Below are 25,672 nucleotides of genomic sequence, written 5' to 3' on the forward strand. Positions count from 1 at the left end.
GGTGCCTGACCTGCGCGCGGTCGTGCTGGGCGCCGGCGCCTGGGCCGGTGCCTTGCTGGTGCTGCTGCTCCCGGGGCGGGTGGCTCTCGGCGCGGTCCTCGCACTGGCAGCCGTCGCCGGCGTCCTCGTCGTACGTCGCCGCCTGGCAGCCGGCTGGCTGGGGCCCGTCGCCGCCCTCGTCGCGGTGGCCGGCGTGGCCGCCCTCCAGCAGGCGGTGATCGCCACCTCGCCGCTGACCGGGCTCGCCGAGCAGGAGGCGGTCGTGACGCTGCGGCTCGAGCTCACCTCCGACGTACGCGTCGTCGCCGGGCGCCACGGCGACCTCCACGTCGTCCGGGCGCAGGCCTCCCGCGTCCACGGCCGGGGCGACACGTGGCTGCTCGACGCGCCGGTCGTCGTGCTGGCCGACGCCGCGTGGCCGCGACTGCCCCTCGGCACCTCGCTGGACACCACCGCCCGGCTGGTGCCCGCGGACGGCGACGTGGCGGCGCTCGTCCGGCCCACGGGCGAGCCCCGGGTCGTGGCGCCACCGGACCCGTGGTGGGACGCCGCCGCAGGGGTGCGCCGCTCCGTGCGAGCCGCTGTGGCCGGGCGGGACGCCGACGCCCGCGAGCTGGTGCCGGCGCTCGTGGTCGGCGACGACGGCGGCCTCGACGCCCGCCTGGCCGACGAATTCCGCACGACCGGCCTCACCCACCTCCTCGCCGTGAGCGGCACCAACCTCACGCTGGTCGTGGGGTCCCTGCTGGTGCTCGGCCGGTGGCTCGGCGTGCGCGGACGCTGGCTCCACCTGCTGGGGGCGATCGGCATCGCGGGCTTCGTCCTGACCGCGCGGGCAGAGCCGAGCGTCGTGCGCGCCGCGGCGATGGGCACCGTGGCGCTGGTCGGCATGGGCAGCAACGGCAGGTCCCGCGGCGTCCGCGGCCTGGGGGTGGCGGTCCTCGGCCTCCTGCTGGTGTGGCCGCGGCTGGCCGTGACGGCCGGCTTCGCGCTGTCGGTGCTGGCGACGGCCGGGATCCTGCTGCTCGCACCGGTCTGGCGCGACGCGCTGATGCGCTGGACGCCGCGCTGGGTGGCCGAGGCGGTCTCGGTGCCGCTGGCGGCGCAGGTCGCCTGCACGCCGGTCGTGGCCGCCCTCTCCGGCCAGGTCAGCCTCGTCGCGGTGGGCGCCAACCTGCTGGCCGCGCCGGCCGTCGCTCCGGCGACCGTGCTCGGTCTGGCCGGCGGGCTGCTCGGCCTGCTCTGGTCGCCCCTGGGGGTCGTCGTCGCGGCACCGGCCGCGTGGTCCGCGGGGTGGATCATCGCCGTCGCGCGCCGGGGTGCCGACGTGCCGACGGCGGCGGTCGACTGGGGCACCGGTCCGGTCCCGCTCGCCGTGCTCACCCTGCTGTGCGTCGCTGCTGTGCCGCTGGCCCCGCGGTTGCTCGGGCGGCCCGGGTCGACCCTGGCCTGCACGGGCCTGCTCGTGGTGGCGATGCTCGTGCGGCTGCCGACGCCGGGCTGGCCTCCGGACGGCTGGGTGCTGGCCATGTGCGACGTGGGCCAGGGCGACGGGATCGCCCTGCGCGCCGGCCCCGGTCAGGCGGTGGTCGTCGACGCGGGTCCCGAGCCCGCGGTGATGGACGCGTGCCTCGACCGGCTCGGGATCACCTCCGTGCCGCTGCTGGTGCTGACGCACTTCCACGCCGACCACGTGGGCGGTGTCGCCGGGGTCGTGGACGGGCGTGAGGTCGGTGCCATCGAGGCGACGGGCCTCGTCGAGCCGGCGGCCGGTGCCCGGGGCGTCGAGTCGGCAGCCGGCCGCGTCCCTGCACAGGCGGCGTACGGGCTCACCCGCACGGTCGGCGAGGTCACCCTCCAGACGGTGTGGCCCCGCCCCGGCGAAAGTAGGGTCGACCCGAGCGAGAGCGCGGCCAACAACGCGAGCGTCGTGCTCGTCGCCGAGGTGGCGGGCGTGCGCGTCCTGCTGACCGGCGACGTCGAGCCGTCCGCGCAGGCCGCTCTCGCCCGCGACCTGTCCGACCTCCGGGTGGACGTGCTCAAGGTGCCGCACCACGGCAGCCGGCACCAGGACACCGACTGGCTCGGCTCGCTCGGGGCGCGGCTGGCGTTGGTGTCGGTGGGGGAGGACAACGACTACGGCCACCCGGCGCCGGACCTGCTGTCGTCCCTCTCCTCCGCCGGGATGCGGGTGTGGCGCACCGACCTCTCCGGCGACGTGGCCGTCGTCGCGCGCGACGAGGGACTCGGTGTCGTCGCTCGCGGATAGAGTTGCCGCACCATGGCACGCACCCCCTCCGCCGCGCAGGTCCTCGGCCACGTCGTCCTCGTGACGGGCAAGGAGGAGTTCCTCTCCGCGCGCACCGTCGCGTCGGTGCGCGAGGCCGTGCGCGCCCACGACGCGGAGGCGGAGCTCGCCGAGACGATGGCCTCCGACCTCACCCTCGCCTCGCTCGGCGAGATGTCCGCACCGTCGCTATTCTCCTCGGTGCGGTGCGTGGTCGTGCGGGGGCTCGAGGACCTGCCCGACGAGTCGGTCGACGGCCTGCTGGGCTACTGCGCAGCGCCGGCCGACGACGTCGCGCTGGTGCTCGTGCACTCAGGAGGGCAGAAGGGCAGCGGCGTGCTGACCAAGATGCGCAAGCTGCCGCGCGTGACGGAGGCGAGGTCCGAGGAGGTACGGCCCAGCGAGATGGCGGCCTTCGTGACCTCGGAGGTCGCCTCCCACGGCGCCAGGATCGTGCCCGACGCCGCCGCCTTCCTCGTCCAGGCCGTCGGCAACGACCTGCGCTCCCTGGCGGCTGCGGCCGACCAGCTCACCAGCGACTTCCACGGCGAGCAGCTGACGGTCGACAAGGTGCAGCGATACTTCGGCGGCCGTGCGGAGGCGAAGTCCTTCACCGTCGCCGACGCGGCCTTCGCCGGCAAGCGCGCGGTGGCGCTCGAGGAGCTGCGCTGGGCGCTCGACTCGGGCACCGCCCCCGTGCTGGTCACCTCGGCGATGGCGGCCTCGGCCCGCAGCCTCGCGCGCTACCTGGGTGCCCCTCGCGGAGCGCGCGACGCCGACCTCGCCCGCGACCTCGGCGTGCCGCCGTGGAAGGTCCGCACCGTGCGGGACCAGTCCCGCTCATGGAGCCCGGAGGGCATCGCCGCGGCGGTGCGCGCCGTCGCCGTCGCCGACGCCGACGTCAAGGGTCAGGCGCACGACGCGTCGTACACCCTCGAGCGGCTCGTGCTCACCGTCGCCGGCCTGCGCGACTCCCGCTGAGGGCGGCGCCGACGCCCGGGGGTGACCCCCCGGAAATGCGAAACACCCGCCACGAAGGGCGGGTGTCCGGCGAGAAGGGCCTGCGTCAGAGCGCGGCGGCCTTCTTGGCGATCGACGACTTGCGGTTGGCGGCCTGGTTGGCGTGGATGACGCCCTTGGAGGCGGCCTTGTCGAGGGCCTTCATGGCGTCGCGACCGGCGGCGACGGCCGCGTCCTTGTCGCCCGCCTCGGCCAGCTCGCGGAACTTGCGAACGGCGGTCTTCAGGCGCGACTTCACGGCCTGGTTGCGCTGGCGGCGCACCTCGTTCTGCTTGTTGCGCTTGATCTGGGACTTGATGTTCGCCACGTGGTGATCCTCGGATGTCAGAGCTGGTCTGGAATGGAAGTCTCGTGCCTGTCGGCTGCCTGGCAACCCCCCAGCCGAGAGGAGCGTGGGGGTCGGGTGCCGGACATGCAGGGAGAAACACTACCGGCAGGGCGCGTACCCGCCCAAATCGCGCAGGCGGAGGTGCGCCGTGCAGGCCATCGGGGCCCGGCGAGCGTCTCACCCGCCGTCCGGGACCCGGCGGCCGGTGCGGCGCGCGACGGCACCCAGCATGCGTCGTGAATCGGTGATCCTGAAGTCCTCGAGCGTCGGCAGGTTCACGTCGACCGCCACGACCGACCGCACGGCCAGGTGGGCGCCGAAGCCGGCGAGGAAGGCGGTGACGATCTCGTCCACGGCCTCCAGCAGCGGCGGGGACGTGGGGTCACGACCACCCGCGCCGCTCGGCGAGCCAGTCCCAGCACACCTCGCCCTGCCAGCGCTGGTGGTCGCGCAGGTGCGGGGACGTGGGCGGCACGGGCAGCTCGCACTGGGTGAGGAAGTAGCCGACGTAGAGCGCCAGGTTGATGTCGAAGGCCTCGGGGTCGACGTGCCGCAGGAGGCGGCGCGAGGCGATCACGGCGTCGACGTCGATGCCCTCCCCGCGGGGTCCGATGAGGGCGGCGAAGGAGTCGAACCACGCGGCGCCGCGCACCGGCCAGTTCCAGTCGCAGACCAGGGCGCGACCGTCGGCGTCGATGATGACGTTGTCGGAGCGGATGTCGGTGTGGACGAGCGTCTCGCCGCCCACGACGTCGGCGTAGCGCAGGGCCAGTGCCTCGGCCTCGGCGAGGCGGGCCGGGCCCAGGTCGGCGCGGCGCTCCCGCAGGGCGGTCCAGCCGGCGACCAGCGGGGCGAAGTCCGCCTCGGCCGTGTCCAGCGCGAGCTCCCCGGGGGGAGGGGTGAGCGCGTCGGCCGCGACCTCCAGGGAGTCCAGGAGCGCGTCGAGGTCGGCCGCGCGCCACGGCCGGTGCGGCGCGCGCCCGGCGACGTACTCGATGCCCAGCACCACCCAGTCGTCGTCGAGGTGCCACAGCAGCCGCGGGGCCGGTACCCCGGCCGGCAGGGCGGCGAGCTTGCGGGCCTCCTCGCGGTAGGAGTCCGCGAACATGCGCTGCGCCTTCACCGACGCCGCCTTCACGAAGTGGCGCGAGCCGTCCTCGCACACCAGCACCGAGGCGAAGCCGGGCGTGAAGCCGGTGGTCTGCGAGGTGGCGGACACGACGGGGGAGCCGCACCGTCGCTCGATGTACGCCCGGAGGTGCGGCGGCAGGAAGCCCCACTCGAGGCGCCGGGCCGTCCTCCCGTGCGGGGCGGGATAGGGGGCGAGGGGCGCGCGGGACATGGCGGCATCCTTCCCCACCCGTCGGCGCGCCACGAGCCGATATCCGCTGGCACCGCCCCGGACGTGCCCGCGAGACTGGTGCCGTGCCCGATCTCGTCCTGCCGACCACGTCGGTCCACCGGTCCTTCCTCGCGGCGATGGACGAGTTCGTCGCGGAGGGCGCCGAGCACACCCAGACCGCGGCGTGGATCGAGCGACATGCGCCGAGGTGGGAGGAGCCGCAGGCGTTCGCGGCCTTCGTCGAGGCGGTGCGGGCCGACGCCCTGCCCGCGACGCCGCGGCCCGAGCGGCACGTGCCGTGCACGACGCTGTGGTGGGTGGACGGCGAGGACTACCTGGGCCGCCTCGCCATCCGGCACGTGCTCAACGACTTCCTGCTCGAGGTGGGCGGGCACATCGGCTACGACGTGCGTCCGTCGCGGCGTCGCGAGGGACACGCCACCGCCATGCTGCGGCAGGCCCTGCCCTGGGCGTCCGGGCTGGGCGTCGACCCGGCCCTGGTGACCTGCGACGTGGACAACCACGGCTCGATCCGGGTCATCGAGGCCGCGGGCGGCGAGCTGGAGGACGTGCGGGGGGCCAAGCGGCGGTACTGGGTGCCCACCTCGGGGTAGTCCACCGGGTTCTGGTCGTCCCGCGGGCGGTCCGGCAGCCACTTCCCGGTGGACTACCGAGGGGTCGGGCGTCGGGCGGGCGTCAGGCGGGCGGGGGAGGGACCGGCGTACGACGGGTGCGCGTGGCCGCCCCGACGCTGACCACCGCCACCACGAGGCCGAGGAGCTGGACGGCTGACAGCGTCTCGTCGAGCAGCAGCCAGGCGAGCACCGCCGTCACCGGCGGGCTGAGGAAGAACAGGCTCGCCGCCGCGCCGGACCCGCCACGCAGCACGAGCAGCGAGAGCAGCACCAGCCCGAGGATCGAGTTCACGATCGCGAGGAAGAGGACCGCGACGAGCGCCTCCCGGCCATCGGTGACCGGCCAGGCACCCTCGGTCGTCCAGCCCAGGACGAGCAGCGGGGGAGCGGACACCGCGAACTGGACCGCCGCCGACCAGAGCAGGTCGGGCTGCGCGCCGATCCACCGCTGGCCGAGGGTGCCGAGGCTGAGCGTCAGCATGCTGAGGGAGCCGATGAGCACGGCGACCGGGCCGCCGGCGTGCCCGAGGTCTGCCCCCAGCACGAGCAGGACGCCGGCCACGCCGACCACGAAGCCGACCACCTGCAGCGGGGAGACCGCCTCACCGAGAAGGGCGGCCGCGAGGAGGGCGGTGAGCACCGGGCTGAGGGCGTGGAAGAGCGAGGCCAGCGTGGCCCCGAGCCCGAGGTCGAAGGCGACGTACATCAGGCCGAACTGGAGCGCGTTCATCACCAGTCCCACGGCTGCCACGCGGCCGAGCGTGGCGCGGTCCATCCGGGTGGGCCGGCGCAGGGCGAGCGCGAGGCCGGTCGCGAGCAGCGCGGCGAGGACGAAGCGCCACGCGAGCACGGAGAAGGGCGCTGCGGCATGGACGGCCGCCGGACCCGAGATGTAGCCGGAGGACCACACGAGCACGAAGGCCGCCGCCGGGAGGAGGGGGAGCCCCGGACTGGTCCTCGGCGCCACGCGAGCACGCTAGCGTCCGCCCTCGCGCGGGCGCCCGCCGGTTCGGTGGGGCACGACCCGCGTGGAAGAATGACGCGATCCCGCCGTCGTATCCCTGAAAGCAGTCCGTGAGCCTCACAAACGCGCCGCAGCCTGGCTCGACCGACCCGTCGATCATCCGCAACTTCTGCATCATCGCGCACATCGACCACGGCAAGTCGACCCTGGCCGACCGGATGCTGCAGCTGACCGGGGTGGTCGACGAGCGGGCGGCGCGCGCGCAGTACCTCGACCGGATGGACATCGAGCGCGAGCGCGGCATCACCATCAAGTCGCAGGCCGTGCGGATGCCGTGGACGGTCGAGGCCGGCAACGCCGCGGGCGCCGAGCCGGGGACCTACGTCCTCAACATGATCGACACCCCCGGCCACGTGGATTTCACCTACGAGGTCTCGCGCAGCCTCGAGGCGTGCGAGGCCGCGATCCTGCTCGTCGACGCCGCCCAGGGCATCGAGGCGCAGACGCTGGCGAACCTCTACCTCGCGATGGCCGCGGACCTCCACATCATCCCGGTGCTCAACAAGATCGACCTGCCGAGCGCCAACGTGGAGAAGTACGCCGCCGAGCTCGCCGGCCTGGTCGGCTGCGAGCCCGAGGAGGTGCTGCTGACCAGCGCCAAGACGGGCGTCGGCGTCCAGGCGCTCCTCGACGAGATCGTGCGGCAGACCCCGGCGCCGGTCGGCGACGCCACCAAGCCGGCCCGCGCGCTGATCTTCGACTCCGTCTACGACACCTACCGCGGCGTGGTCACCTACGTGCGCGTGGTCGACGGCAAGCTGAGCCACCGCGACCGGATCAAGATGATGTCGACCAACGCGGTGCACGAGATGCTCGAGGTCGGGGTGATCAGCCCGGAGCCGGTGAAGGCCGGCGAGATCGGCGTCGGCGAGGTCGGCTACCTGATCACGGGCGTGAAGGACGTGCGCCAGTCACGGGTCGGCGACACGGTCACCTCCCAGCACCACGGCGCGACGGAGCCGCTTGGCGGCTACAAGCACCCGAACCCGATGGTCTACGCCGGTCTCTACCCGATCGACGGCGACGACTACCCGACGCTGCGCGACGCCCTGGAGAAGCTCCAGCTCAACGACGCGGCGCTGACCTACGAGCCGGAGACGTCCGGCGCCCTGGGCTTCGGGTTCCGCTGCGGGTTCCTCGGCCTGCTCCACATGGAGATCACCCGCGACCGCCTCGAGCGCGAGTTCAACCTCGACCTCATCTCGACCGCGCCCAACGTGGTCTACGAGGTGGTCATGGACGACGGCACCCACCACGAGGTCACCAACCCCAGCGAGTACCCCGACGGCAAGGTCGCGGAGGTCCGTGAGCCGGTCGTGAAGGCGACGATCCTCGCGCCGGCCGACTTCATCGGCACCATCATGGAGCTGTGCCAGCTCAAGCGCGGCAACCTGCAGGGCATGGACTACCTCTCCGAGGACCGTGTCGAGATGCGCTACACCCTGCCGATGGGCGAGATCGTCTTCGACTTCTTCGACCAGCTGAAGTCGCGCACGAAGGGCTACGCCTCGCTCGACTACGAGCGATCCGGCGACCAGGCCGCCGACCTGGTGAAGGTCGACATCCTGCTCCAGGGCGAGCCGGTCGACGCGTTCAGCGCGATCGTGCACCGCGAGGCCGCCTACTCCTACGGCGTGATGATGGCGTCGAAGCTCAAGGACCTCATCCCGCGCCAGCAGTTCGAGGTGCCCATCCAGGCCGCGATCGGCGCCCGCGTCATCGCCCGCGAGACCATCCGCGCCATCCGCAAGGACGTGCTGGCCAAGTGCTACGGCGGTGACATCAGCCGCAAGCGCAAGCTGCTGGAGAAGCAGAAGGCGGGCAAGAAGCGGATGAAGAACATCGGCTCGGTCGAGGTGCCGCCGGAGGCGTTCGTCGCCGCGCTGTCCACCACGCAGCCGGCGGAGAAGTCCGGCAAGAAGTAGTGGACCGCGAGCTCGCACGCGCCGACGACCACAGCTGGCGGATCAGCCTGCTCGAGGTCGCCGCCGACGGACCGCTGCCCACCGCTCCGGGCCGCACCCGGCTGCTCACCGTGGTCGACGGTCCGGTGCTCGGCCTCGAGGTCGACGGTCAGAGCGCGGTCGTCGAGCCGCACCGCCCGTACGCCGTCCCCGCCGACGCCGCGGTGGTGGCGTCGGCGCCGGAGGGCGCCGTGCGCGCGCTCGAGGTGGTCGTCGACCCGGCGGCCGTCTCGCCGTTCGTCACCGTCCTCGAGCTGGGCCGGTCGTCGACGCTCCCGCTGGCCGGCGACCAGGCGGCGTACGTGCTCACCGGCGGCGACGCCCGCACCCTGGTCCGCGGCCCCGGCGAGGTCGCCGGGCGGTGCACCGTCGCCGTGGTCACCCTCGAGCAGACCGGCTGACCGCACGCGTCCGTGCCCGCGGCGCGGAGCCTAGGCTCGGGGCATGCCCGTCACCATCCCGCAGGGCCTGTCGTCGCAGCGCGGACGAGGACCGGACTGGGCGCGGTGGCTCGAGCGGCTGCCGCGGCTCTGCGCCGACCTGCTCGCCGAGTGGCGGCTCCGCGCGACCGAGGAGCCGCTGCACGGCCGCTGCTCGCTGCTCGTCCCGGTGACCGACGCCGACGGCGCACCCCGCGCCCTCAAGATCGGCTTCGACGGGAACGAGGAGTCCCGCCACGAGGCCCTCGCGCTGCAGCACTGGGGCGGTCGCGGCGCCGTACGCCTGGTGCGCGCCGACCCGCGCCGGCGCGCGCTCCTGCTCGACTGGCTGCCGGGGCCGGACCTCGGTGACGCCTGGGACGTCGAGGCGTGCGAGGTGGTCGGCGACCTCCACCGGCAGCTACACATCCCCGCCCTGCCGCAGCTGGCGAGCGTGGCGTCGTACGTCGAGCGCTGGCTGCGGGACCTCGAGCGGCTCGGACGCGACCTGCCGGTCCCGCGCCGGTACGTCGAGCAGGCGCTCGCCCTCGGTCCCGACCTGGTCGCGGACGACAGCGGCTCCGTGGTCGTGCACGGCGACCTGCACTACGCCAACGTCCTGGCGGACGCGTCGGGGCAGTGGCGCGCGATCGACCCGAAGCCGATGGCCGGCGACCCCCACTACGAGCCGGCGCCGATGCTGTGGAACCGCATGGACGAGCTGAGCGGTCCGCTGGCGGTCGGCTCCGTGCGCGAGGGGCTGCGCCGGCGCTTCCACGCCCTCGTCGACGCCGCCGGGCTCGACGAGGCGCGGGCCCGCGACTGGGTCGTGGTCCGCACCGTCCTCAACGCCGGCTGGTCGGTGCAGGACGCCCGCCGTGCGGGACGCCGGCTCACCGCCGACGAGCAGGAGTGGATCACCCGGTGCGTGGCGATCACCAAGGCGGTCCAGGACTGAGGCGAGGACCGGTCCAGGTGCGGTCACCGGACAATTGCGGCGGTTCGCTACCGCTGGGTAAAGGCGGTGATCTAGGTTACAGCCAAGTCAGCAGCCAGCCCGCTGTGTGGCGCGTACCGCCACGCTCCGACGATTGTAGGTATTCCATGCCGATCACCGCCGACACGTCCTTCCTGGACACCATGCCGGCCAACGTGGCCGTCCAGTTCTTCGAGCGCGTCGCCGCGTCTCCCGACAGCGAGGCGTTCCGCTTCCCGCGCGGCGAGGCGTGGGAGTCCGTCACCTGGAAGCAGGCCGGGGACAAGGTCGAGGCCCTCGCCGCCGGCCTGATCGTGCTGGGCGTCGAGCCGGAGCAGCGCGTCGGCATCGCGTCCGGCACCCGCTACGAGTGGATCCTCGCCGACCTCGCGATCATGTGCGCCGCCGGGGCCACCACCACGGTGTACCCCACCACCAACGCCGAGGACACCGTCTACATCCTCGGTGACTCCGAGAGCCGGGTCGTCTTCGCCGAGGACGACGAGCAGCTGGCCAAGCTCACCGCGCACCGCGCGGAGCTGCCGCACGTGATGAAGGTCGTCACGTTCGAGGGCAGGGCCGACGGGGACTGGGTGATCAGCCTCGACGACCTCGCCGAGCTGGGCGCGAAGCGGCTCGCCGAGCAGCCCGACGTCGTGCGGACCACCTCGCAGGCCATCCGCCCCGACCAGCTCGCCACCCTGATCTACACCTCCGGCACGACCGGTCGCCCCAAGGGCGTGCGCCTGCGCCACTCGTCGTGGGTCTACGAGGGCGAGGCGATCCGCGCGCAGGGCATCCTCGGGCCCGATGACCTCGAGTTCCGCTGGCTGCCGATGGCCCACTCGTTCGGCAAGGTGCTGATGTCGACGCAGATGGCGTGCGGCTTCGCCGCCGCCATCGACGGCCGCGTCGAGAAGATCGTCGACAACCTGGGCGTCGTGAAGCCGACGTTCATGGGAGCCGCGCCCCGCATCTTCGAGAAGGCGCACGGCCGCATCGTCACCATGCAGGCCGCCGAGGGTGGCGCCAAGGAGAAGATCTTCAAGAAGGCGTTCGAGGTCGGCCTCGAGGTCGAGCGGCTCAAGCGCGAGGGCAAGTCCGTCCCGCTGGGCCTGAAGGTGCAGCACGGGCTCTTCGACAAGCTGGTGTTCTCCAAGATCCGCGACCGGTTCGGCGGCAACGTGCGCTTCTTCATCTCCGGCGCCGCCGCCCTCAACCGCGACATCGCGGAGTGGTTCGGTGCAGCCGGCATCACGATCCTCGAGGGCTACGGGCTCACCGAGACCTCGGCCGGCTCCTTCGTCAACCACCCCGACCAGAACAAGTTCGGCACCGTGGGGCCGGTCTTCCCGGGCAGCGAGGTCAAGCTCGGCGAGAACGACGAGATCCTGATCAAGGGCCCCGGGGTGATGGACGGCTACCACAACCTCCCCGAGGAGACCGCGCGGACGCTCACCGCCGACGGCTGGCTGCACACCGGCGACAAGGGCGCCCTCGACGAGGACGGGCACCTCGTCATCACCGGACGCCTCAAGGAGCTCTTCAAGACCTCCGGGGGCAAGTACATCGCGCCGCCGGCGATCGAGTCGAAGTTCAAGGCCGTGTGCCCCTACGCCAGCCAGTTCATGGTCTTCGGCGACGAGCGCAACTTCTGCGTCGCGCTCGTCACCCTCGACCCGGACGCGATGGCCGCGTGGGCCGAGGAGAACGGCATGGGCGGGAAGTCCTACACCGAGATCGTCCGCTCCGACGAGGTGCAGAAGATGGTCGGCGGCTACATCGACGAGCTCAACAGCCACCTCAACCGCTGGGAGACCATCAAGAAGTGGCAGGTCCTCGACCACGACCTCACGATCGAGTCGGGTGAGCTCACCCCCTCCATGAAGGTCAAGCGCAACGTCGTCGAGCAGAACCACAAGGCTTTGATCGAGGCGATGTACGCCTAGTCGGGTACGCCTGGTCGGGTACGCCCGTTCGGGCGCGCCCGGTCTGGGCGGGGGCCGAGGCTGCGCACAGCCGGTGCACAGGACGAGCCGTTCGGATGGGTGCCAGGGGGGACCACCGGCACCCATCCGTCGTCTCCCCACGGCCTCTCGCTGGACTCCGACGGCGTCTTCGGCGACGGCCACTCGCTGCAGATGGCCGACATGGAGGGCTCGGTGGCCGCCGGCTGCACCGCGACGCCCACCGTGCCGATCTGGGGAGCGGGGGATCCCGTGGTTGGATACCTGACGTGCCTCCCGCTCAACCCGACGGCGACTCCGCCCCCGAGGACGGCCTGCTGCCCGACGAGGCGTGGGCGGAGTTCGGCACCCGACCGTTCGGGCTCTACGTGCACGTGCCGTTCTGCTCCGTGCGCTGCGGCTACTGCGACTTCAACACCTACACCGCCCCGGAGCTCGGCGACGAGGTCGGCGCCAGCCGCGCGTCGTACGCCGAGGCCGCGATCCGCGAGATCCGCTTCGCCCGCCAGGTGCTGGGCCACCGTGACGTGCCGATCGAGACGATCTTCTTCGGCGGCGGCACCCCGACGCTGCTGAAGCCGGCCGACCTCGGCGCCATCGTGGCGAGCGCGGCGGCCGAGTTCGGCCTCGCCGACGACATCGAGATCACCACGGAGGCCAACCCCGACAGCGTCGCGGCGTGGGACCTCGAGGAGCTGCGCACGGCCGGCTTCAACCGCATCAGCTTCGGCATGCAGTCGGCCGTCGACCACGTCCTGCGCACGCTCGACCGCACCCACGACCCCCTGCGCGTGCCGGCGGCGGTCGAGTGGGCGCGGCGGGCCGGCTTCGACGACGTCAGCCTCGACCTCATCTACGGCACGCCGGGGGAGTCGCTCGCCGACTGGGAGACGTCCGTCGACGCGGCGCTCGAGTGCCGGCCCGACCACGTCTCGGCGTACTCCCTCATCGTCGAGGACGGCACCGCGATGGCGCGCCAGGTCGCCCGCGGCGAGCTGCCGATGCCCGACGAGGACGACCTCGCCGACAAGTACCACCTCGTCGACGAGAAGCTGTCGGCCGCCGGCATGAGCTGGTACGAGGTGTCCAACTGGGCCACCTCACCCGATCACTGGTGCCGCCACAACCTGCTCTACTGGACCGGCGGCCACTGGTGGGGCGTCGGCCCCGGTGCGCACTCGCACGTGGGCGGGGTCCGCTGGTGGAACGTCAAGCACCCCGCGGCGTACGCCGGCCGGCTGGCGCGCGGCGTGTCACCCGCCCTGGCCCGCGAGGTGCTCGGCTACCACGACCAGCGCGTCGAGCGGATCCTGCTCGAGGTCCGCCTGGTCGAGGGACTCCCGGTCACCGCGCTCGAGGCGACCGGACGCTCCCACGTCGCCCGCCTCGTCGCCGACGGCCTCGTGGAGCTCGTCGCCGAGCGGCTGGTGCTCACCCAGCGCGGGCGCCTGCTCGCGGACGCGATCGTCCGCGACCTCGTGGACTGAGCCCGGGGCCGGTCGGGGCCGGGCCGGCCAGGGCTGGGTCGGTCAGGGCTGGGTCGTGAAGTCGATGAGCTCCTCGACCCGGCCCAGCAGGGCGGGCTCGAGGTCGGCGTAGGAGGAGACCCGGCCGAGGATGTGCTTCCACGCGCGGGCGATGTCGGCCTGGTCGCGGTGGGGCCACCCGAGCTGCTGGCAGGTCCCGGTCTTCCAGTCGATGCCCTTGGGGACCGACGGCCAGCGCGGGATGCCGAGGCGGTCGGGCTTCACGGCCTGCCAGATGTCGATGAACGGGTGCCCGACCACCAGCACGTGCTTGCCGATGGGGGAGCGGGCGATGCCCTGCGCGATCCGGGCCTCCTTCGACCCGGCGACGAGGTGGTCGACCAGCACGCCGACGCGGCGCTCCGGGCCCGGCCTGAAGTCGCGCAGGTGGTCGGCGAGGTCGTCGACGCCGCCGAGGTACTCCACGACGACGCCCTCGATCCGCAGGTCGTCGCCCCAGACCTTCTCGACGAGCTCGGCGTCGTGGCGTCCCTCCACGAAGATGCGGCTGGCCCGCGCCACGCGAGCCCGGGCGTTGGGCACCGCGACCGAGCCGGAAGCCGTGCGCGTGGGGGCGGCGGGCGCCCCGCCGCGGACCGGCCGGGTCAGGACGACCGGCCGGCCCTCGAGGAGGAACCCCGGGCCGAGCGGGAACGTGCGTCGCTTACCGCGCCGGTCCTCCAGCGTCAGCGTGTCGATGTCGCGGTCGACGGCGACGACCTCGCCGCACCAGTCGGTGGTGACCTCCTCGACGACCATCCCGAGCTCGGTCGGGACCTCCACGGCGCGGCCGTTCCTCGGGGCCCTCCAGTCACCGGAGAGGACGTCGGTTCCGTAGCGATCAGCAGGCACCGGCACACGGTAGGCGCACCGGCGCCCCCAACCGGTGGTGGCACGCCGTGCCCCGACGATCCGGGCGACGGGGCGGCGGATCAGCCCTCGGCGAGGCCGTCGCCCTCGGCGCCCTCGCCGCTGTTGGCGCCCCCGCCGGTGGCGATCCGCTCGTCCTCCTCCTGCGTGGCGTCCATCTCGAGCTCCTCGCGGCTCTTGGTCGCCTCGTCGTCGGGGTCCAGCGGCTGGGCGAGCGGGTTGTCCTCGCCGGGCTGGAGGTCCTCGGGGAGCTGGTCGTCGGAGATGCCGCCGAGGGTCGCCTCGGAGGGCGAGGCCGTGTCGCCGGAGTGGTCGGAGTCCGCCGGGCTGGTGCCGCTCGTCGCCTCGGGGGTCTCGCCGGGGTCCTGCTGGGACTCGTTGTCGGTCATGCCCCCAGTCCTACCGAGCCGGGCGACCGCCGGTCCAGCCCCCTCCGGGTGGGCGGCGCCGCGAGGCGCCGCGCTCAGCAGAGGCCGGCGTGCAGGCGTGAGCGCAGCGCCGCGTCGAGCTCCTGCGGGGTGGTGACCGGCTGGACGAACTCGAGGCGCCGCGTGTGCGCGCCGGCCTCGTCTACCCAGGCGACCTCCACGCCGCCCGGGTCGACCCGCCGCAGGCTCGCGGCCAGGAGCGTGCGCACCGGCAGCCCGAGCGCGGCCGCCGTGGCCGTGCGCAGCTCGGGCTCGTGCGCCTCGTTGGCGTGCTCGGCGGTGCGCTGGAGGTAGCCCTCGTTCAGCACGTGGCGCCGGTCGCGGAACTCGTGCACGTCCACCGGGACCGCCAGCGACCCGCGCAGCAACGTGACCGCCTCCAGCTCGACCGCCACGAGCGCGCGGTCGTCGGCGCAGCACCGGCAGCCGGCCTCGCGCCGGCCCAGCCGGCCCCGCATGACGAGGCGCAGCCCACGCTCGCGCGTGGCGGGGGCCCCCAGGCCGCTGCTGACCTCGACCACCGCGCCTCGGCCGTGCTCGGCGCCCGCCACGAGCGCCGATCCCGGCGCGGTGGCGAAGACGGGTACGCCGTGGACGTCGGTCGTCACCTCGCAGCCCTCGTGCTCGACGGCCGGGTCGACGTCGACGCGGAGCGTGACCGCGCTCGGGCACGACAGGACGCTGCGTGCGATCAGGGCTGCAGCTGCCGGGGTCATGGTCGCCTCCACGGATCAGGTAAGGCAACCCTAACCCCAACTGGTCCACGTGGCCAGACGGGTCACCCCGTCCGGGACGGGTCAGACCAGGGGGAGTCGCTTCTGGGCGCGCGGGAGGTGCTCGTAGCCCCGGCGGACCGCGCTCTCCAGCAGGGCGGGGTCCCAGGGCCACTCACCCTGGGCGAGGGCCTCCGACTGCGGCACGCCGCGCGAGGCGAGGTCGCGCACGGTCTCCGCGATCACGCCGAGGTCCACCCGCTGGTCCTGGACGAACGATCTGTCGACGACCCGACCGTGCCCGGGCACCACGACCGTGCGGTCGGTCATCAGGCCCAGCACCAGGTCCAGCGTCGTCGGCCACTCCAGCGGCCACGAGTCGTCGCCGATGAAGGGCGGGTCGGACTCCTCGACGAGGTCGCCGCCGAGCAGCACGTCGGCGTCCGGCACCCGGACGACGAGGTCACCCGCCGTGTGGCCCCGGCCCGGATGGACGAGCTCGACGGCACGGTCGCCCAGGTCGAGCTGCACGGCCGAGGAGAAGGTGTGGGTGGGCGGGCGCACGGTGGTCGCCAGGACCTCGTCGCGCCGTGGGTCGGCGGTGTCGCGCTCGTACTGCTCGAACGTGTGCCGCGCGGACTCCTCCAGGTGGTCGCGCGCCCACTCGGTGGCGTGGATCGGCATGTCGCCGAACTGCTCGACCATGGTGGCGTTGCCGAAGTGGTGGTCCCAGTGCTCGTGGGTGTTGACCAGCCCGGTGAGCGGTCCCGCGCCGAGGCGGCGTACGTCGTCGGCGACGAGTCGCGCCTGCGCCGCGGAGCCGTGGGTGTCGACCATGAGCAGGCCGTCGGAGCCGCCGACCAGCGTGATGTTGACGTGCATCCAGTCGTAGTGGGCCACCCACACGCGCGGTGCCACCTCGGTGAACCGGGCGCTGTCGTCGGGCATGTCCACGAGCCTACGGTTCCCTAGTAGAGTTGGCACTCCAGACGAAGGAGTGCCAGCACACGAGCAGCGAGGAGGGCTCATGGTCGACGACCGCAAGCTCGACGTGCTGCGCGCGATCGTCGAGGACTACGTCGCCACCGAGGAGCCCGTGGGCTCCAAGGCGCTGGTCGAGCGGCACGGCCTGGGGGTCTCGCCCGCGACCGTCCGCAACGACATGGCCGCGCTCGAGGACGAGGGCTACATCCACCAGCCCCACACCAGCGCCGGGCGCGTGCCGACCGACAAGGGCTACCGGCTCTTCGTCGACAAGCTCGCCACGCTCAAGCCGATGAGCGCCGCCGAGCGCCGGGCGATCGCGACGCTGCTCGACGGCGCCGTCGACCTCGACGACGTGGTGCAGCGGTCCGTGCGGCTGCTGAGCCAGCTGACCCGCCAGGTCGCGATCGTGCAGTACCCGACGCTCTCGCGCTCCACCGTCCGCCACGTCGAGCTCGTCGCGCTGACGCCGACCCGCATCCTCGTGATCCTCATCCTCAGCACCGGTCGCGTGGAGCAGCGCCTCGTCGAGCTCGACGAGGCGGTCGTCGACGCCGACCTCGCCGAGCTGCGGGTCTCGGTCAACCAGGTCACCGCCGGGGTGCGGATCGCCGAGGCGGCCGCCGCCCTCGGCGCGCTGCCCGACGACGTGCGCCCCGGCCAGGCGGACTCCGCCCGGGCGATCGTCGGGGTGCTGACCGAGGCGATGTCCGACCACCGCAGCGACGAGCGCGTCGCCGTCGGCGGCACCGCGAACCTGGCTCGCTACGGCGACTTCGACACCGCCGTCCGCCCGCTGCTCGAGGCGCTGGAGGAGCACGTGGTGCTGCTCAAGCTGCTGGGGGAGTCGGGCGTCGATGCGCTCACGGTGCGCATCGGGCACGAGGGCCCCTACTCCGAGCTCGCCGCCACGAGCGTCGTGGCCACCGGCTACGGCCCGCAGGAGCTCCACCTCGGATCCCTCGGCGTGGTGGGACCGACCCGGATGGACTACCCCGGATCCATGGCAGCCGTGCGTGCCGTCGCGCGCTACGTCTCCCGGATCCTCGATGAAGGAAACCAGTGACCCAGGACCCCTACGAGATCCTCGGCGTCTCGCGCGACGCCAGCGCCGACGAGATCAAGAAGGCCTATCGCAAGCTCGCGCGGCAGCTCCACCCCGACGTCAACCCCGACCCGGAGACCCAGGAGCGGTTCAAGGACGTCTCCCGCGCCTACGAGGTGCTGAGCGACCCCGGCAAGCGCGCGGCGTACGACCGTGGCGGCGACGCGTTCAGCCAGGGCTTCGGCGGCGCCGGCCAGGGCTTCAGCTTCACCGACATCATGGACGCGTTCTTCGGCGGCGGTGCCCCCGGCGGCGCGCAGACGCGCGGGCCCCGCTCGCGTGCCCGGCGCGGGCAGGACGCGCTGATCCGCCTCGACGTCGAGCTGGCCGAGGCGGCCTTCGGCGTCACCCGCGACATCAAGGTCGACACCGCGCTGCGCTGCGAGGCGTGCGCGGGCGAGGGCACCGCGCCCGGCACGTCGCCGGTCACCTGCGAGACCTGCCACGGCCAGGGCGAGGTCGCCGTCGTGCAGCGCTCGTTCCTCGGCGAGATCCGCACCCTCCGCCCGTGCGCGGCGTGCCGCGGCTACGGCTCGATCATCCCCGATCCGTGCCGTGAGTGCTCCGGCGACGGCCGGGTGCGCTCGCGTCGCACGCTGACCGTGAAGATCCCGGCAGGCGTCGACCACGGCACCCGGGTGCAGCTCACCGGCCAGGGCGAGGTCGGGCCCGGCGGCGGGCCGGCCGGTGACCTCTACGTCGAGATCCACGTGGAGCCGCACAAGACGTTCACCCGGCACGGCAACGACCTCCACACCACGGTGTCCCTGCCGATGACGGCGGCGGCGCTCGGCACCCGGCTCACGCTGCCGCTGCTCGAGGCCGACCTGCAGCCATCGGAGACGCAGTCGGGCGACGCCGGCACCACGACGACCTACGACCTCGAGGTGCACCCCGGCACCCAGTCGGGCAGCGAGCAGGTGATCCGCGGCTTCGGGGTGCCCAGCCTGCGCGGCGGGCGCGGCGACCTGGTCGTCAGCATCGTCGTGGAGACGCCGACCCGGCTCGACGCGCGCCAGGAGGAGCTCATGCGCGAGCTGGCGGCGATCCGCGGCGAGGAGCAGCCCGACGGCAAGAACGAGGCCCCGCACAGGTCGATGTTCGGCCGGCTGCGCGACGCGTTCCAGGGCTGAGGCGTGTCGCTCCCGGTCCACCTCGTGCCGTCGCTGGCGGGGGTCGCCGCCGGTGCGGTGGTCGAGGTGTCCGGCGACGAGGCGCACCACGCCGTCGCCGTGCGCCGGCTGCGCGAGGGGGAGCGGCTGGTGCTGACCGACGGCCTCGGGACCTCGGTCACGGGCACCGTCGCCTCGACCGGCAAGCGGGTGCTCACCGTGTCCGTCGACGCCGTGGGGCGCGAGGAGCGGCCGTCGCCGGCGATCACGGTGGTGCAGGCCCTGCCGAAGGGCGACCGCGGGGAGCTCGCGGTCGAGGTGCTCACCGAGGTGGGGGCGGACCGCATCGTGCCGTGGGCGGCGTCCCGCTCCGTCGCCGTCTGGAAGGGCGAGCGGGCCGCCAGGTCGCACGCCAAGTGGCAGGCGACGGCGCGCGAGGCCGCCAAGCAGTCGCGCCGTTCGTGGCTGCCGACCGTCGCGCCGCTGGCGTCGACGGCCGAGGCCGCCGAGGTCGTCGCGGCCGCGGACCTGGCCGTCGTCCTCCACGAGGACGCCGACGTGCCCCTGGCCGCGCTCGACGTGCCGGCCTCCGGTCGGGTGGTCGTCGTGGTCGGCCCGGAGGGCGGCATCGCCGACGACGAGCTCGCCACGCTCACCGACGCGGGCGCCCACGTCGTACGCCTGGGCGCGGAGGTGCTGCGCACCTCCACCGCCGGCGTCGTGGCGGTGGCCGCGCTGCTGGCCCGTACGCCACGCTGGTCCTGAGCGGCGTCAGGTCGCCTACCGCACGGTGATGGTCTTGGTGTCGACGGCCGGTCCGGGGCCCTCCGTGCCACCGCTGGGGTCGTAGGTCTCGCAGCGCAGCGTCACCTCGCCGGTGATGCCGTCGAGCGGCAGCTCGGCCTCGAAGGGGAAGAGCCGGTTCCCCATCCAGGCCTCCGCCTGGTAGCCGCCCGCGGCGAGCTCCTCGCGGCCGCGGAGGATCCGGCACGGGCCCGAGGCCTCGAACGAGTTGGCCACCCCGGTGATCGCCAGCGCGTCGCCGCTGACGGTGTCGCCCTCCGCGGGAGAGGTGATGCTGACGAGGTTCAGCGTGCGCAGCGCTCGCGCCGCCTCGAACGGGGCGTCGGTCGGCAGCCCGAAGAGGCGCGGCGGGGCTTCGGTGCGCTCGACCACCACCGGGACGCGGTCCTGCTGCACGCCCTGCAGCGTGTAGACCAGCTGCTGCAGCGCCAGCCTGGCCTCCCGCCTCGACATGCCGTCCGGCGCCTCGGTGAAGGCGTCGGTCGGGACCTCGACGAGCAGCACGCCGTCGGTGGCGGTGACGGCCGCGATGTCGACGGCCGGCCAGAGCGTCCGGTAGTCGGGGTCGTCGGGCTGCCCGCCGCCGGCCACCAGCCTCGCGGCCTCCGTCAGCGGGTCGCCCTCGACCCGGTGGAACTCCCGGAACAGCACGGTGCGCCCGCCAGGCCCGTCGCCGGCGAAGTATACCGGCACCGCGGTGCCGGCCGCGCCGTCGGTCGGCGCCTCGGTCCCGGGCGACGTCCCCGGCGTCTCGGGGGTCCGCGTCGGGTCCGTCGGGTCCGTCGGGTCCGTCGGCTCCGGCTCGCCGCCCGGCTCGGGGGTCGCGGTCTCCTGCCCGGTCGGGTCGGACACCGGCGCCTGGTCTCCGGCGCTGCACGCGCCCAGCGCGAGCGCACCGGCCACGACCACGGCGGCGGCGCCCGCCCGGCGTCGTACCCGTCGGGTCGGGGAAGCAAGGAGCGTCATGGTCGCCACCGTACGGCCAGCCGGCGTCCGCGGATCCGCGCACACGCCGCCTCGCACGGGCCGTACGATGACGCGATGAGCGCCACGTCGCACGACTGCGTCTTCTGCAAGATCGTCGCGGGCGAGATCCCCGCCGACGTGCTGGGCCGCAACGACCACGCCATCGCCTTCGCCGACCTCGCTCCGCAGGCACCGTTCCACGTCCTGGTCGTGCCGCTCGAGCACCACGAGGACGCCGCCGCGTCCGCTGCCGCCGACCCGGCGATCATCGGCCACCTGGTCACGCTCGCCGACGAGGTGGCCAAGGCGTCCGGCAACGAGGACTACCGGCTGGTCGCCAACACCGGCGCCGGTGCCGGCCAGACGGTCTTCCACACGCACCTGCACGTGCTGGGCGGCTCGTCGAGCATGACCGAGACGCTGGTCTGAGCGGCATGCGCCGCGCCCGCTCGCGCTCCGCCCTCGCGGCGCTCCTCGCCGCCGCGCTGCTGGCCCTGTCGGCCTGCGGCGGTGACGGCGCCGCCCGGTCCGCCGGCTCCGGGACCGGCACGACCGAGCCCGACGCCCAGGGCGCGGGCGGTGCGGCCGCTGCGGCCGACGAGGGGGAGAGCGCGGACGCCGGCGGGGACGGTGCCGGCCACGGCGGCCACCACGCCGAGCCGGCCCGGTCGAAGCCGCTGCGCGCGGGCGAGAGCCGGACGACCGTCGCGATGCCGGGCAGCTACACGCCGTCCGCCCCCTACGGCACCGGCACCGACGACTACCGCTGCTTCCTGCTCGACCCCGGGCTGGACCGCGACACCTGGCTCACCGGCACCCAGGTGCTCCCGGGGAACCCGGACGTGGTCCACCACGTGATCCTCTTCCAGGTCCCGCCGGAGCAGGTCGCCGCGGCCGAGGCCAAGGACGCCGCCGAGGAGGACGAGGGCTGGACCTGCTTCGGCGGCACCGGCCTCGACCGGTTCCAGGACGTCGACCGGTCGTCGTGGATCGGCGCCTGGGCACCGGGCGGCACCGAGTCGGTGACCAAGCCGGGGTTCGGCGTACGCCTCGCCAAGGGCAGCCGCATCGTCATGCAGGTCCACTACAACCTGCTGGCGGGCCAGGAGCCCGACACCTCGGCGGCCCAGCTCCGGCTCGCCCCGGGCAGCCGGGACTACCAGGCGCTCAGCACGATGCTGCTGCCGGCGCCGGTCGAGCTGCCGTGCCGGCCGAAGCACTCCGACAGCCCGCTGTGCGACCGGCCGGCGGCCGTGGCGGACGTCAAGGAGCGCTTCGGCGCCGAGGGCAGCACCGCCGACCTGCTCCACCTGCTGTGCGGCGGCGAGCCGCGAGCCGGCGAGGTGCAGTCGTGCGTCCGCACGCTCGGCGAGCCGATCACCATCCACGGGGTCGCCGGCCACATGCACCTGCTCGGCCGGTCGCTGCGGATCGAGGTCGACCCGGGCACCTCCCGGGCGCGCACCATCCTCGACATCCCGGTGTGGGACTTCGACGACCAGGGCAGCCGGTCGATCGAGCCGGTGCACCTCGAGCCGTTCCAGCAGGTGGAGGTCACCTGCCGCCACGTCCAGTGGCTGCGCGACAGGCTGCCCGCCTTCGAGGGCCAGCCCGACCGCTACGTCGTGTGGGGCGAGGGCACCACCGACGAGATGTGCCTCGGCATGCTGCAGGTCACCCGCCCCTGACCGCCCCACCGCTCACCCCGTCCACCGGCGGTCGCGGCACTCCGGGTAACGCCACCGAAGGTGCACTCCCGCCCCCACCGGCGGGGGCGGGAGCGCGTACGTGGTGGCGTTACCCGGGGACGGGGGGCGCGGCGGGGGACCGTCCGGCCCGCAGCGGCGGACGTGGGCGGCACGGGTCACCCCGATTCAGGTGGGCCGCGCGCCGGCCGGTCGGTAGCATGGACGGCCTCTGACACCGATGGGAAGGCCGCCCGACCCGGGCATCATGACTGAGACCAACCACGCAGGTTCCTCGCAGGACCGTCCGACGCACACCGTCGTCGTCCCCAACAGCATCGACATGGTCTCGGTCCTGGGTCCGGGCGACGAGCACCTCCGCCTCATCGAGCGGGCCTTCGAGGCCAGCGTCCACGTCCGGGGCAACCGGATCACCCTGGCCGGCGAGTCCGCCGAGGTCGCGATGGCCGAGCGCCTCCTCGACGAGGTCGTCACGCTCGTCCGCACCGGCCAGGGCGTCACCGCCGAGACCGTCGAGCGGATCATCCAGATGCTCCGCACGGAGACGCAGGAGCGGCCGGCCGACGTGCTGAGCCTCAACATCCTGTCCAACCGCGGCCGCACCATCCGGCCCAAGACGGTCAACCAGAAGCGCTACGTCGAGGCCATCGACAAGAGCACCATCACCTTCGGCATCGGGCCCGCCGGCACGGGCAAGACGTACCTCGCGATGGCGAAGGCGGTGCAGGCGCTGCAGGCCAAGGAGGTCAACCGGATCATCCTGAGCCGGCCGGCCGTCGAGGCGGGCGAGCGGCTGGGCTTCCTGCCCGGCACCCTGAGCGAGAAGATCGACCCCTACCTGCGGCCGCTGTACGACGCGCTGCACGACATGGTCGACCCCGAGACGATCCCCAAGCTGCTGTCGGCCGGCACCATCGAGGTGGCGCCGCTGGCGTTCCTGCGTGGTCGCTCGCTCAACGACTCCTTCATCATCCTCGACGAGGCGCAGAACACCACGCCGGAGCAGATGAAGATGTTCCTCACCCGCCTCGGCTTCGGCTCGCGCATCGTCGTCACCGGCGACACCAGCCAGGTCGACCTGCCGTCAGGCACCCAGTCCGGCCTCCGGGTCGTCGAGGGCATCCTCGAGGGCGTGGACGACATCACCTTCTGCCGCCTGACCGGCACCGACGTCGTCCGGCACCGCCTGGTCGGTCGCATCGTCGAGGCCTACGAGGTCTTCGACGCCGAGCGCGAGGCCAGCCGCCCCAAGTCCAAGGTGGCGAAGGCCGAGCGCGACCGGCCGCGGGGCCCGCGATGAGCATCGAGGTCCTCAACGAGTCGGGCCTCGAGCTCGACGTACGCCGGCTGTCGCACCTGGCGCGCTTCGTGATGGAGCAGATGCGGGTCCACCCGCAGGCCGAGCTGTGCATCAAGGCCGTCGACGAGGAGACCATCGCCGAGCTCAACGAGCAGTGGATGGAGAAGGAGGGCCCGACCGACGTGCTGGCCTTCCCGATGGACGAGCTGCGCCCGGGCAAGGTCAACGAGGAGCCCGAGGAGGGCGTGCTCGGCGACCTGGTGCTGTCGCCGGCGGTCGCCGAGCGCCAGGGCGAGGAGGCCGGTCACGGCCGCGAGGCGGAGATCGAGCTGCTGACGGTGCACGGCATCCTGCACCTGCTCGGCTACGACCACGCGGAGCCCGACGAGCACGCCGTGATGTTCGGCCTGCAGGGCGAGCTGCTGGAGAAGTGGCGCGCCGTCGCCGCCTCCGCCTGAGCGCTCCCGACCGGACACCCCGTGACCGCTGACATCTGGCAGCTCGGCACCGCCGCCCTGCTCGTGCTGCTCGCCGGCCTGTTCTCCGCGGCCGACGCCGCCCTCGGCAGCTTCTCGCGCGCCCGCGCGGAGGAGCTGAAGGCCGAGGGCCGGGCCGGCGCGACCCGGCTCGTGCTGCTGCTCGGCGACCCGGCGCGCTACCTCAACACCGCGCTGATGCTCCGGCTGCTGTGCGAGATCAGCGCCATCGTGCTCGTCGCCACCTGGGCGCGCGACGCCTACCACGGCTCGCCCGTCCCGACGTTCCTCACCACCATCGGCGTGATGCTGGTGGTGTCCTTCGTGGTGATCGGGGTGGCGCCGCGCACCATCGGACGCCAGCACGACGTGAAGGTGGCGCTGGCCTCAGCCGGCCCGCTCTCGCTCGTCACCACCATCCTCGGGCCCGTCCCGGCGCTGCTGATCCTGCTCGGCAACGCGATCACCCCGGGCCGGGGCTTCAGCGAGGGCCCGTTCTCGACCGAGACCGAGCTGCGCGAGCTCGTCGACCTGGCCGAGGCCTCGGCGGTCATCGAGTCGGGGGAGCGCCGGATGATCCACTCGGTGTTCGAGCTCGGCGACACCATCACCCGCGAGGTGATGGTCCCGCGCCCCGACGTGGTCTACATCGAGCGCCACAAGAACCTGCGCCAGACGCTGTCGCTGTTCCTGCGCAGCGGCTACTCGCGCATCCCGGTCATCGACGACAACCTCGACCACATCGTCGGGATGGCCTACCTCAAGGACGTGGTGCGGCGCGACTTCGAGGCACCCGACGTCGAGTTCACCCAGCGCGTGGACGAGGTGATGCGCCCGGTTCACTACGTCCCGGACTCGAAGCCGGTCGACGCGCTGCTGACGGAGCTCCAGGCGCGACGCCAGCACATCGCGGTGGTCGTCGACGAGTACGGCGGCACGGCCGGCCTGATCACGATCGAGGACGTGCTGGAGGAGATCGTCGGCGAGATCACCGACGAGCACGACGTCGCCGAGGTCGAGGTCGAGCACGTCGACGGCGGGGCGATCCGCGTCTCGTCCCGCTACCCGGTCGACGACCTCGACGAGCTCGTCGGCTTCCCCGTGGAGGACGACGACGTCGACAGCGTCGGCGGGCTGATGGCCAAGCACCTCGGCAAGGTCCCGATCCCCGGCTCGGTCGTGGAGTGCCACGGCCTGCGGCTCGAGGCGGAGCGCGCGACCGGTCGCCGCAACAAGATCGAGACGGTGCTCGTCACGGTGCTGCCCACCGCGGACGACGGCGCCACCGACGACGCGGCGCTCTCTAGACTCACGCCATGACCGACCTGTCCGGCGACCTGAGCGCCGAGGACGCCAAGCTCCTGACCCTCGCCCGCGCCACCCGAGCCCGCGCTCGCGCCGCGGAGGGCGCCGCGGTGCGCGACCTCGACGGGCGCACGTACGCCGCCGCGAGCGTGGACCTCGAGCACCTGCGCCTGTCCGCGCTCGAGGTCTGCGTCGCGATGGCGGTGTCGTCGGCCTCGGCGGGGCTCGAGGCGGCCGTCGTCCTCGTCGACACCGGTGCGGCGAGCGCCGAGGTCGACCTGCGGGCGGCTCGCGACTTCGCCGGCACCGACGTGCCCGTGCTCGTCGGCGACGTGGCGGGGCGGCTGCACACCCGGACGACCACGGCTGGGACGACCACCGGCCGGTGAGGCGCTCGCGCACCGTCGGCGGGACT

Annotated in this window: 26 protein-coding genes; 17 read left to right on the forward strand and 9 right to left on the reverse strand. The window is 73.5% G+C overall.

Annotated features, from left to right (window positions below; translation table 11 throughout):
* Nucleotide 1: 1 nt before the first annotated feature.
* On the forward strand, nucleotides 2-2,269 hold the full coding sequence (locus J3P32_RS14575) for a ComEC/Rec2 family competence protein (protein WP_307861710.1): 2,268 nt from the start codon (nucleotides 2-4) through the stop codon (nucleotides 2,267-2,269).
* 12 nt (nucleotides 2,270-2,281) lie between these two features.
* Nucleotides 2,282-3,268, forward strand: coding sequence for a DNA polymerase III subunit delta (gene holA / locus J3P32_RS14580; RefSeq protein ID WP_210440498.1), 987 nt, complete (start codon nucleotides 2,282-2,284; stop codon nucleotides 3,266-3,268).
* Between the two features lie 85 nt (nucleotides 3,269-3,353).
* Here holA and rpsT read toward each other — a convergent pair whose 3' ends face one another.
* The 3 genes from rpsT to J3P32_RS14595 all read right to left on the reverse strand — a co-directional run bounded on the left by rpsT (nucleotide 3,354) and on the right by J3P32_RS14595 (nucleotide 4,977).
* Complete coding sequence (gene rpsT / locus J3P32_RS14585; protein WP_210440499.1) at nucleotides 3,354-3,614, reverse strand: 30S ribosomal protein S20; 261 nt, start codon at nucleotides 3,612-3,614, stop codon at nucleotides 3,354-3,356.
* A 198-nt stretch (nucleotides 3,615-3,812) separates the two neighbouring features.
* Nucleotides 3,813-3,989, reverse strand: coding sequence for a hypothetical protein (locus J3P32_RS14590; RefSeq protein ID WP_210440500.1), 177 nt, complete (start codon nucleotides 3,987-3,989; stop codon nucleotides 3,813-3,815).
* Between the two features lie 28 nt (nucleotides 3,990-4,017).
* The gene (locus tag J3P32_RS14595) at nucleotides 4,018-4,977 is read right to left on the reverse strand and encodes a phosphotransferase family protein (RefSeq protein WP_210440501.1); all 960 of its coding nucleotides are present in this window, start codon (nucleotides 4,975-4,977) and stop codon (nucleotides 4,018-4,020) included.
* Nucleotides 4,978-5,060: 83 nt separating this feature from the next.
* Here J3P32_RS14595 and J3P32_RS14600 point away from each other — a divergent pair, with 83 nt between their 5' ends.
* Nucleotides 5,061-5,591 (forward strand): GNAT family N-acetyltransferase, encoded by a 531-nt coding sequence (locus tag J3P32_RS14600; protein ID WP_307861711.1) that lies wholly within the window; start codon nucleotides 5,061-5,063, stop codon nucleotides 5,589-5,591.
* A gap of 82 nt (nucleotides 5,592-5,673) precedes the next feature.
* Here the strand turns inward: J3P32_RS14600 and J3P32_RS18575 are convergent, their stop codons facing one another.
* On the reverse strand, nucleotides 5,674-6,579 hold the full coding sequence (locus J3P32_RS18575) for a DMT family transporter (protein WP_210440502.1): 906 nt from the start codon (nucleotides 6,577-6,579) through the stop codon (nucleotides 5,674-5,676).
* Between the two features lie 107 nt (nucleotides 6,580-6,686).
* Here J3P32_RS18575 and lepA point away from each other — a divergent pair, with 107 nt between their 5' ends.
* From lepA to hemW, 5 genes are all read left to right on the forward strand, one after another.
* Nucleotides 6,687-8,561, forward strand: coding sequence for a translation elongation factor 4 (gene lepA, locus J3P32_RS14610; protein WP_210440503.1), 1,875 nt, complete (start codon nucleotides 6,687-6,689; stop codon nucleotides 8,559-8,561).
* Nucleotides 8,561-9,001, forward strand: coding sequence for a HutD family protein (locus tag J3P32_RS14615; RefSeq protein ID WP_210440504.1), 441 nt, complete (start codon nucleotides 8,561-8,563; stop codon nucleotides 8,999-9,001). The genes lepA and J3P32_RS14615 overlap by 1 nt, the downstream gene beginning before the upstream one ends.
* Nucleotides 9,002-9,044: 43 nt before the next feature.
* Nucleotides 9,045-9,977 (forward strand): aminoglycoside phosphotransferase family protein, encoded by a 933-nt coding sequence (locus tag J3P32_RS14620; RefSeq protein ID WP_210440505.1) that lies wholly within the window; start codon nucleotides 9,045-9,047, stop codon nucleotides 9,975-9,977.
* Nucleotides 9,978-10,123: 146 nt separating this feature from the next.
* Entirely contained in the window at nucleotides 10,124-11,944 is a 1,821-nt protein-coding gene (locus J3P32_RS14625; RefSeq protein ID WP_210440506.1) for an AMP-dependent synthetase/ligase, read from the forward strand.
* A 287-nt stretch (nucleotides 11,945-12,231) separates the two neighbouring features.
* Complete coding sequence (gene hemW, locus J3P32_RS14630) at nucleotides 12,232-13,449, forward strand: radical SAM family heme chaperone HemW (RefSeq protein ID WP_210440507.1); 1,218 nt, start codon at nucleotides 12,232-12,234, stop codon at nucleotides 13,447-13,449.
* A 42-nt stretch (nucleotides 13,450-13,491) separates the two neighbouring features.
* On the opposite strand, the gene J3P32_RS14635 is transcribed toward hemW, so the two are convergent.
* The 4 genes from J3P32_RS14635 to J3P32_RS14650 all read right to left on the reverse strand — a co-directional run bounded on the left by J3P32_RS14635 (nucleotide 13,492) and on the right by J3P32_RS14650 (nucleotide 16,447).
* The gene (locus tag J3P32_RS14635) at nucleotides 13,492-14,340 is read right to left on the reverse strand and encodes a DUF3097 domain-containing protein (protein WP_210440508.1); all 849 of its coding nucleotides are present in this window, start codon (nucleotides 14,338-14,340) and stop codon (nucleotides 13,492-13,494) included.
* A gap of 80 nt (nucleotides 14,341-14,420) precedes the next feature.
* Nucleotides 14,421-14,747, reverse strand: coding sequence for a hypothetical protein (locus tag J3P32_RS14640; RefSeq protein WP_210440509.1), 327 nt, complete (start codon nucleotides 14,745-14,747; stop codon nucleotides 14,421-14,423).
* A gap of 74 nt (nucleotides 14,748-14,821) precedes the next feature.
* A complete protein-coding gene (locus J3P32_RS14645) occupies nucleotides 14,822-15,502 on the reverse strand; it encodes a hypothetical protein (protein ID WP_210440510.1) in 681 nt (226 codons plus the stop codon).
* A gap of 81 nt (nucleotides 15,503-15,583) precedes the next feature.
* Nucleotides 15,584-16,447, reverse strand: a complete 864-nt coding sequence (locus J3P32_RS14650; RefSeq protein WP_210440511.1) for an MBL fold metallo-hydrolase — start codon at nucleotides 16,445-16,447, stop codon at nucleotides 15,584-15,586.
* A gap of 79 nt (nucleotides 16,448-16,526) precedes the next feature.
* On the opposite strand from J3P32_RS14650, the gene hrcA reads away from it, so the two are divergent.
* From hrcA to J3P32_RS14665, 3 genes are read left to right on the forward strand one after another with little or no spacing between them, the layout of a single operon-like run.
* Nucleotides 16,527-17,549 carry a heat-inducible transcriptional repressor HrcA gene (gene hrcA / locus J3P32_RS14655; RefSeq protein WP_210440512.1) on the forward strand — a complete coding sequence of 341 codons (1,023 nt, stop codon included), beginning with the start codon at nucleotides 16,527-16,529 and terminating at the stop codon, nucleotides 17,547-17,549.
* A complete protein-coding gene (gene dnaJ, locus J3P32_RS14660) occupies nucleotides 17,546-18,721 on the forward strand; it encodes a molecular chaperone DnaJ (protein ID WP_210440513.1) in 1,176 nt (391 codons plus the stop codon). The genes hrcA and dnaJ overlap by 4 nt, the downstream gene beginning before the upstream one ends.
* 3 nt (nucleotides 18,722-18,724) lie before the next feature.
* Entirely contained in the window at nucleotides 18,725-19,465 is a 741-nt protein-coding gene (locus tag J3P32_RS14665; protein WP_210440514.1) for a 16S rRNA (uracil(1498)-N(3))-methyltransferase, read from the forward strand.
* Between the two features lie 15 nt (nucleotides 19,466-19,480).
* Here J3P32_RS14665 and J3P32_RS14670 read toward each other — a convergent pair whose 3' ends face one another.
* Nucleotides 19,481-20,470 carry a Gmad2 immunoglobulin-like domain-containing protein gene (locus J3P32_RS14670; RefSeq protein ID WP_210440515.1) on the reverse strand — a complete coding sequence of 330 codons (990 nt, stop codon included), beginning with the start codon at nucleotides 20,468-20,470 and terminating at the stop codon, nucleotides 19,481-19,483.
* Between the two features lie 75 nt (nucleotides 20,471-20,545).
* On the opposite strand from J3P32_RS14670, the gene J3P32_RS14675 reads away from it, so the two are divergent.
* From J3P32_RS14675 to J3P32_RS14700, 6 genes are all read left to right on the forward strand, one after another.
* Nucleotides 20,546-20,899, forward strand: coding sequence for an HIT domain-containing protein (locus tag J3P32_RS14675; RefSeq protein ID WP_210440516.1), 354 nt, complete (start codon nucleotides 20,546-20,548; stop codon nucleotides 20,897-20,899).
* A gap of 5 nt (nucleotides 20,900-20,904) precedes the next feature.
* Complete coding sequence (locus J3P32_RS14680) at nucleotides 20,905-22,158, forward strand: hypothetical protein (RefSeq protein ID WP_210440517.1); 1,254 nt, start codon at nucleotides 20,905-20,907, stop codon at nucleotides 22,156-22,158.
* Nucleotides 22,159-22,423: 265 nt separating this feature from the next.
* Nucleotides 22,424-23,476: a PhoH family protein gene (locus tag J3P32_RS14685; protein ID WP_210440518.1), complete on the forward strand. Its 1,053-nt coding sequence runs from the start codon at nucleotides 22,424-22,426 to the stop codon at nucleotides 23,474-23,476.
* Nucleotides 23,473-23,934, forward strand: coding sequence for an rRNA maturation RNase YbeY (ybeY, locus tag J3P32_RS14690; protein ID WP_210440519.1), 462 nt, complete (start codon nucleotides 23,473-23,475; stop codon nucleotides 23,932-23,934). Before J3P32_RS14685 ends, ybeY begins: the two co-directional genes overlap by 4 nt.
* A gap of 21 nt (nucleotides 23,935-23,955) precedes the next feature.
* A complete protein-coding gene (locus J3P32_RS14695; RefSeq protein ID WP_210440520.1) occupies nucleotides 23,956-25,272 on the forward strand; it encodes a hemolysin family protein in 1,317 nt (438 codons plus the stop codon).
* Complete coding sequence (locus J3P32_RS14700; protein WP_210440521.1) at nucleotides 25,269-25,646, forward strand: cytidine deaminase; 378 nt, start codon at nucleotides 25,269-25,271, stop codon at nucleotides 25,644-25,646. The genes J3P32_RS14695 and J3P32_RS14700 overlap by 4 nt, the downstream gene beginning before the upstream one ends.
* Nucleotides 25,647-25,672: the final 26 nt, after the last annotated feature.

The organism is Nocardioides xinjiangensis, assembly GCF_017916385.1.
GTDB classification, from domain to species: Bacteria; Actinomycetota; Actinomycetes; order Propionibacteriales; family Nocardioidaceae; genus Nocardioides; species Nocardioides xinjiangensis.

Coding starts and splice junctions, on each gene's coding strand:
- holA (WP_210440498.1), top strand. CDS start 2,282: ATGGCACGCACCCCCTCCGCCGCGCAGGTCCTCGGCCACGTCGTCCTC.
- J3P32_RS14595 (WP_210440501.1), bottom strand. CDS start 4,977: ATGTCCCGCGCGCCCCTCGCCCCCTATCCCGCCCCGCACGGGAGGACG.
- J3P32_RS14620 (WP_210440505.1), top strand. CDS start 9,045: ATGCCCGTCACCATCCCGCAGGGCCTGTCGTCGCAGCGCGGACGAGGA.
- J3P32_RS14625 (WP_210440506.1), top strand. CDS start 10,124: ATGCCGATCACCGCCGACACGTCCTTCCTGGACACCATGCCGGCCAAC.
- J3P32_RS14640 (WP_210440509.1), bottom strand. CDS start 14,747: ATGACCGACAACGAGTCCCAGCAGGACCCCGGCGAGACCCCCGAGGCG.
- J3P32_RS14645 (WP_210440510.1), bottom strand. CDS start 15,502: ATGACCCCGGCAGCTGCAGCCCTGATCGCACGCAGCGTCCTGTCGTGC.
- J3P32_RS14650 (WP_210440511.1), bottom strand. CDS start 16,447: ATGCCCGACGACAGCGCCCGGTTCACCGAGGTGGCACCGCGCGTGTGG.
- hrcA (WP_210440512.1), top strand. CDS start 16,527: ATGGTCGACGACCGCAAGCTCGACGTGCTGCGCGCGATCGTCGAGGAC.
- J3P32_RS14670 (WP_210440515.1), bottom strand. CDS start 20,470: ATGACGCTCCTTGCTTCCCCGACCCGACGGGTACGACGCCGGGCGGGC.
- J3P32_RS14675 (WP_210440516.1), top strand. CDS start 20,546: ATGAGCGCCACGTCGCACGACTGCGTCTTCTGCAAGATCGTCGCGGGC.
- J3P32_RS14680 (WP_210440517.1), top strand. CDS start 20,905: ATGCGCCGCGCCCGCTCGCGCTCCGCCCTCGCGGCGCTCCTCGCCGCC.
- J3P32_RS14685 (WP_210440518.1), top strand. CDS start 22,424: ATGACTGAGACCAACCACGCAGGTTCCTCGCAGGACCGTCCGACGCAC.
- ybeY (WP_210440519.1), top strand. CDS start 23,473: ATGAGCATCGAGGTCCTCAACGAGTCGGGCCTCGAGCTCGACGTACGC.
- J3P32_RS14700 (WP_210440521.1), top strand. CDS start 25,269: ATGACCGACCTGTCCGGCGACCTGAGCGCCGAGGACGCCAAGCTCCTG.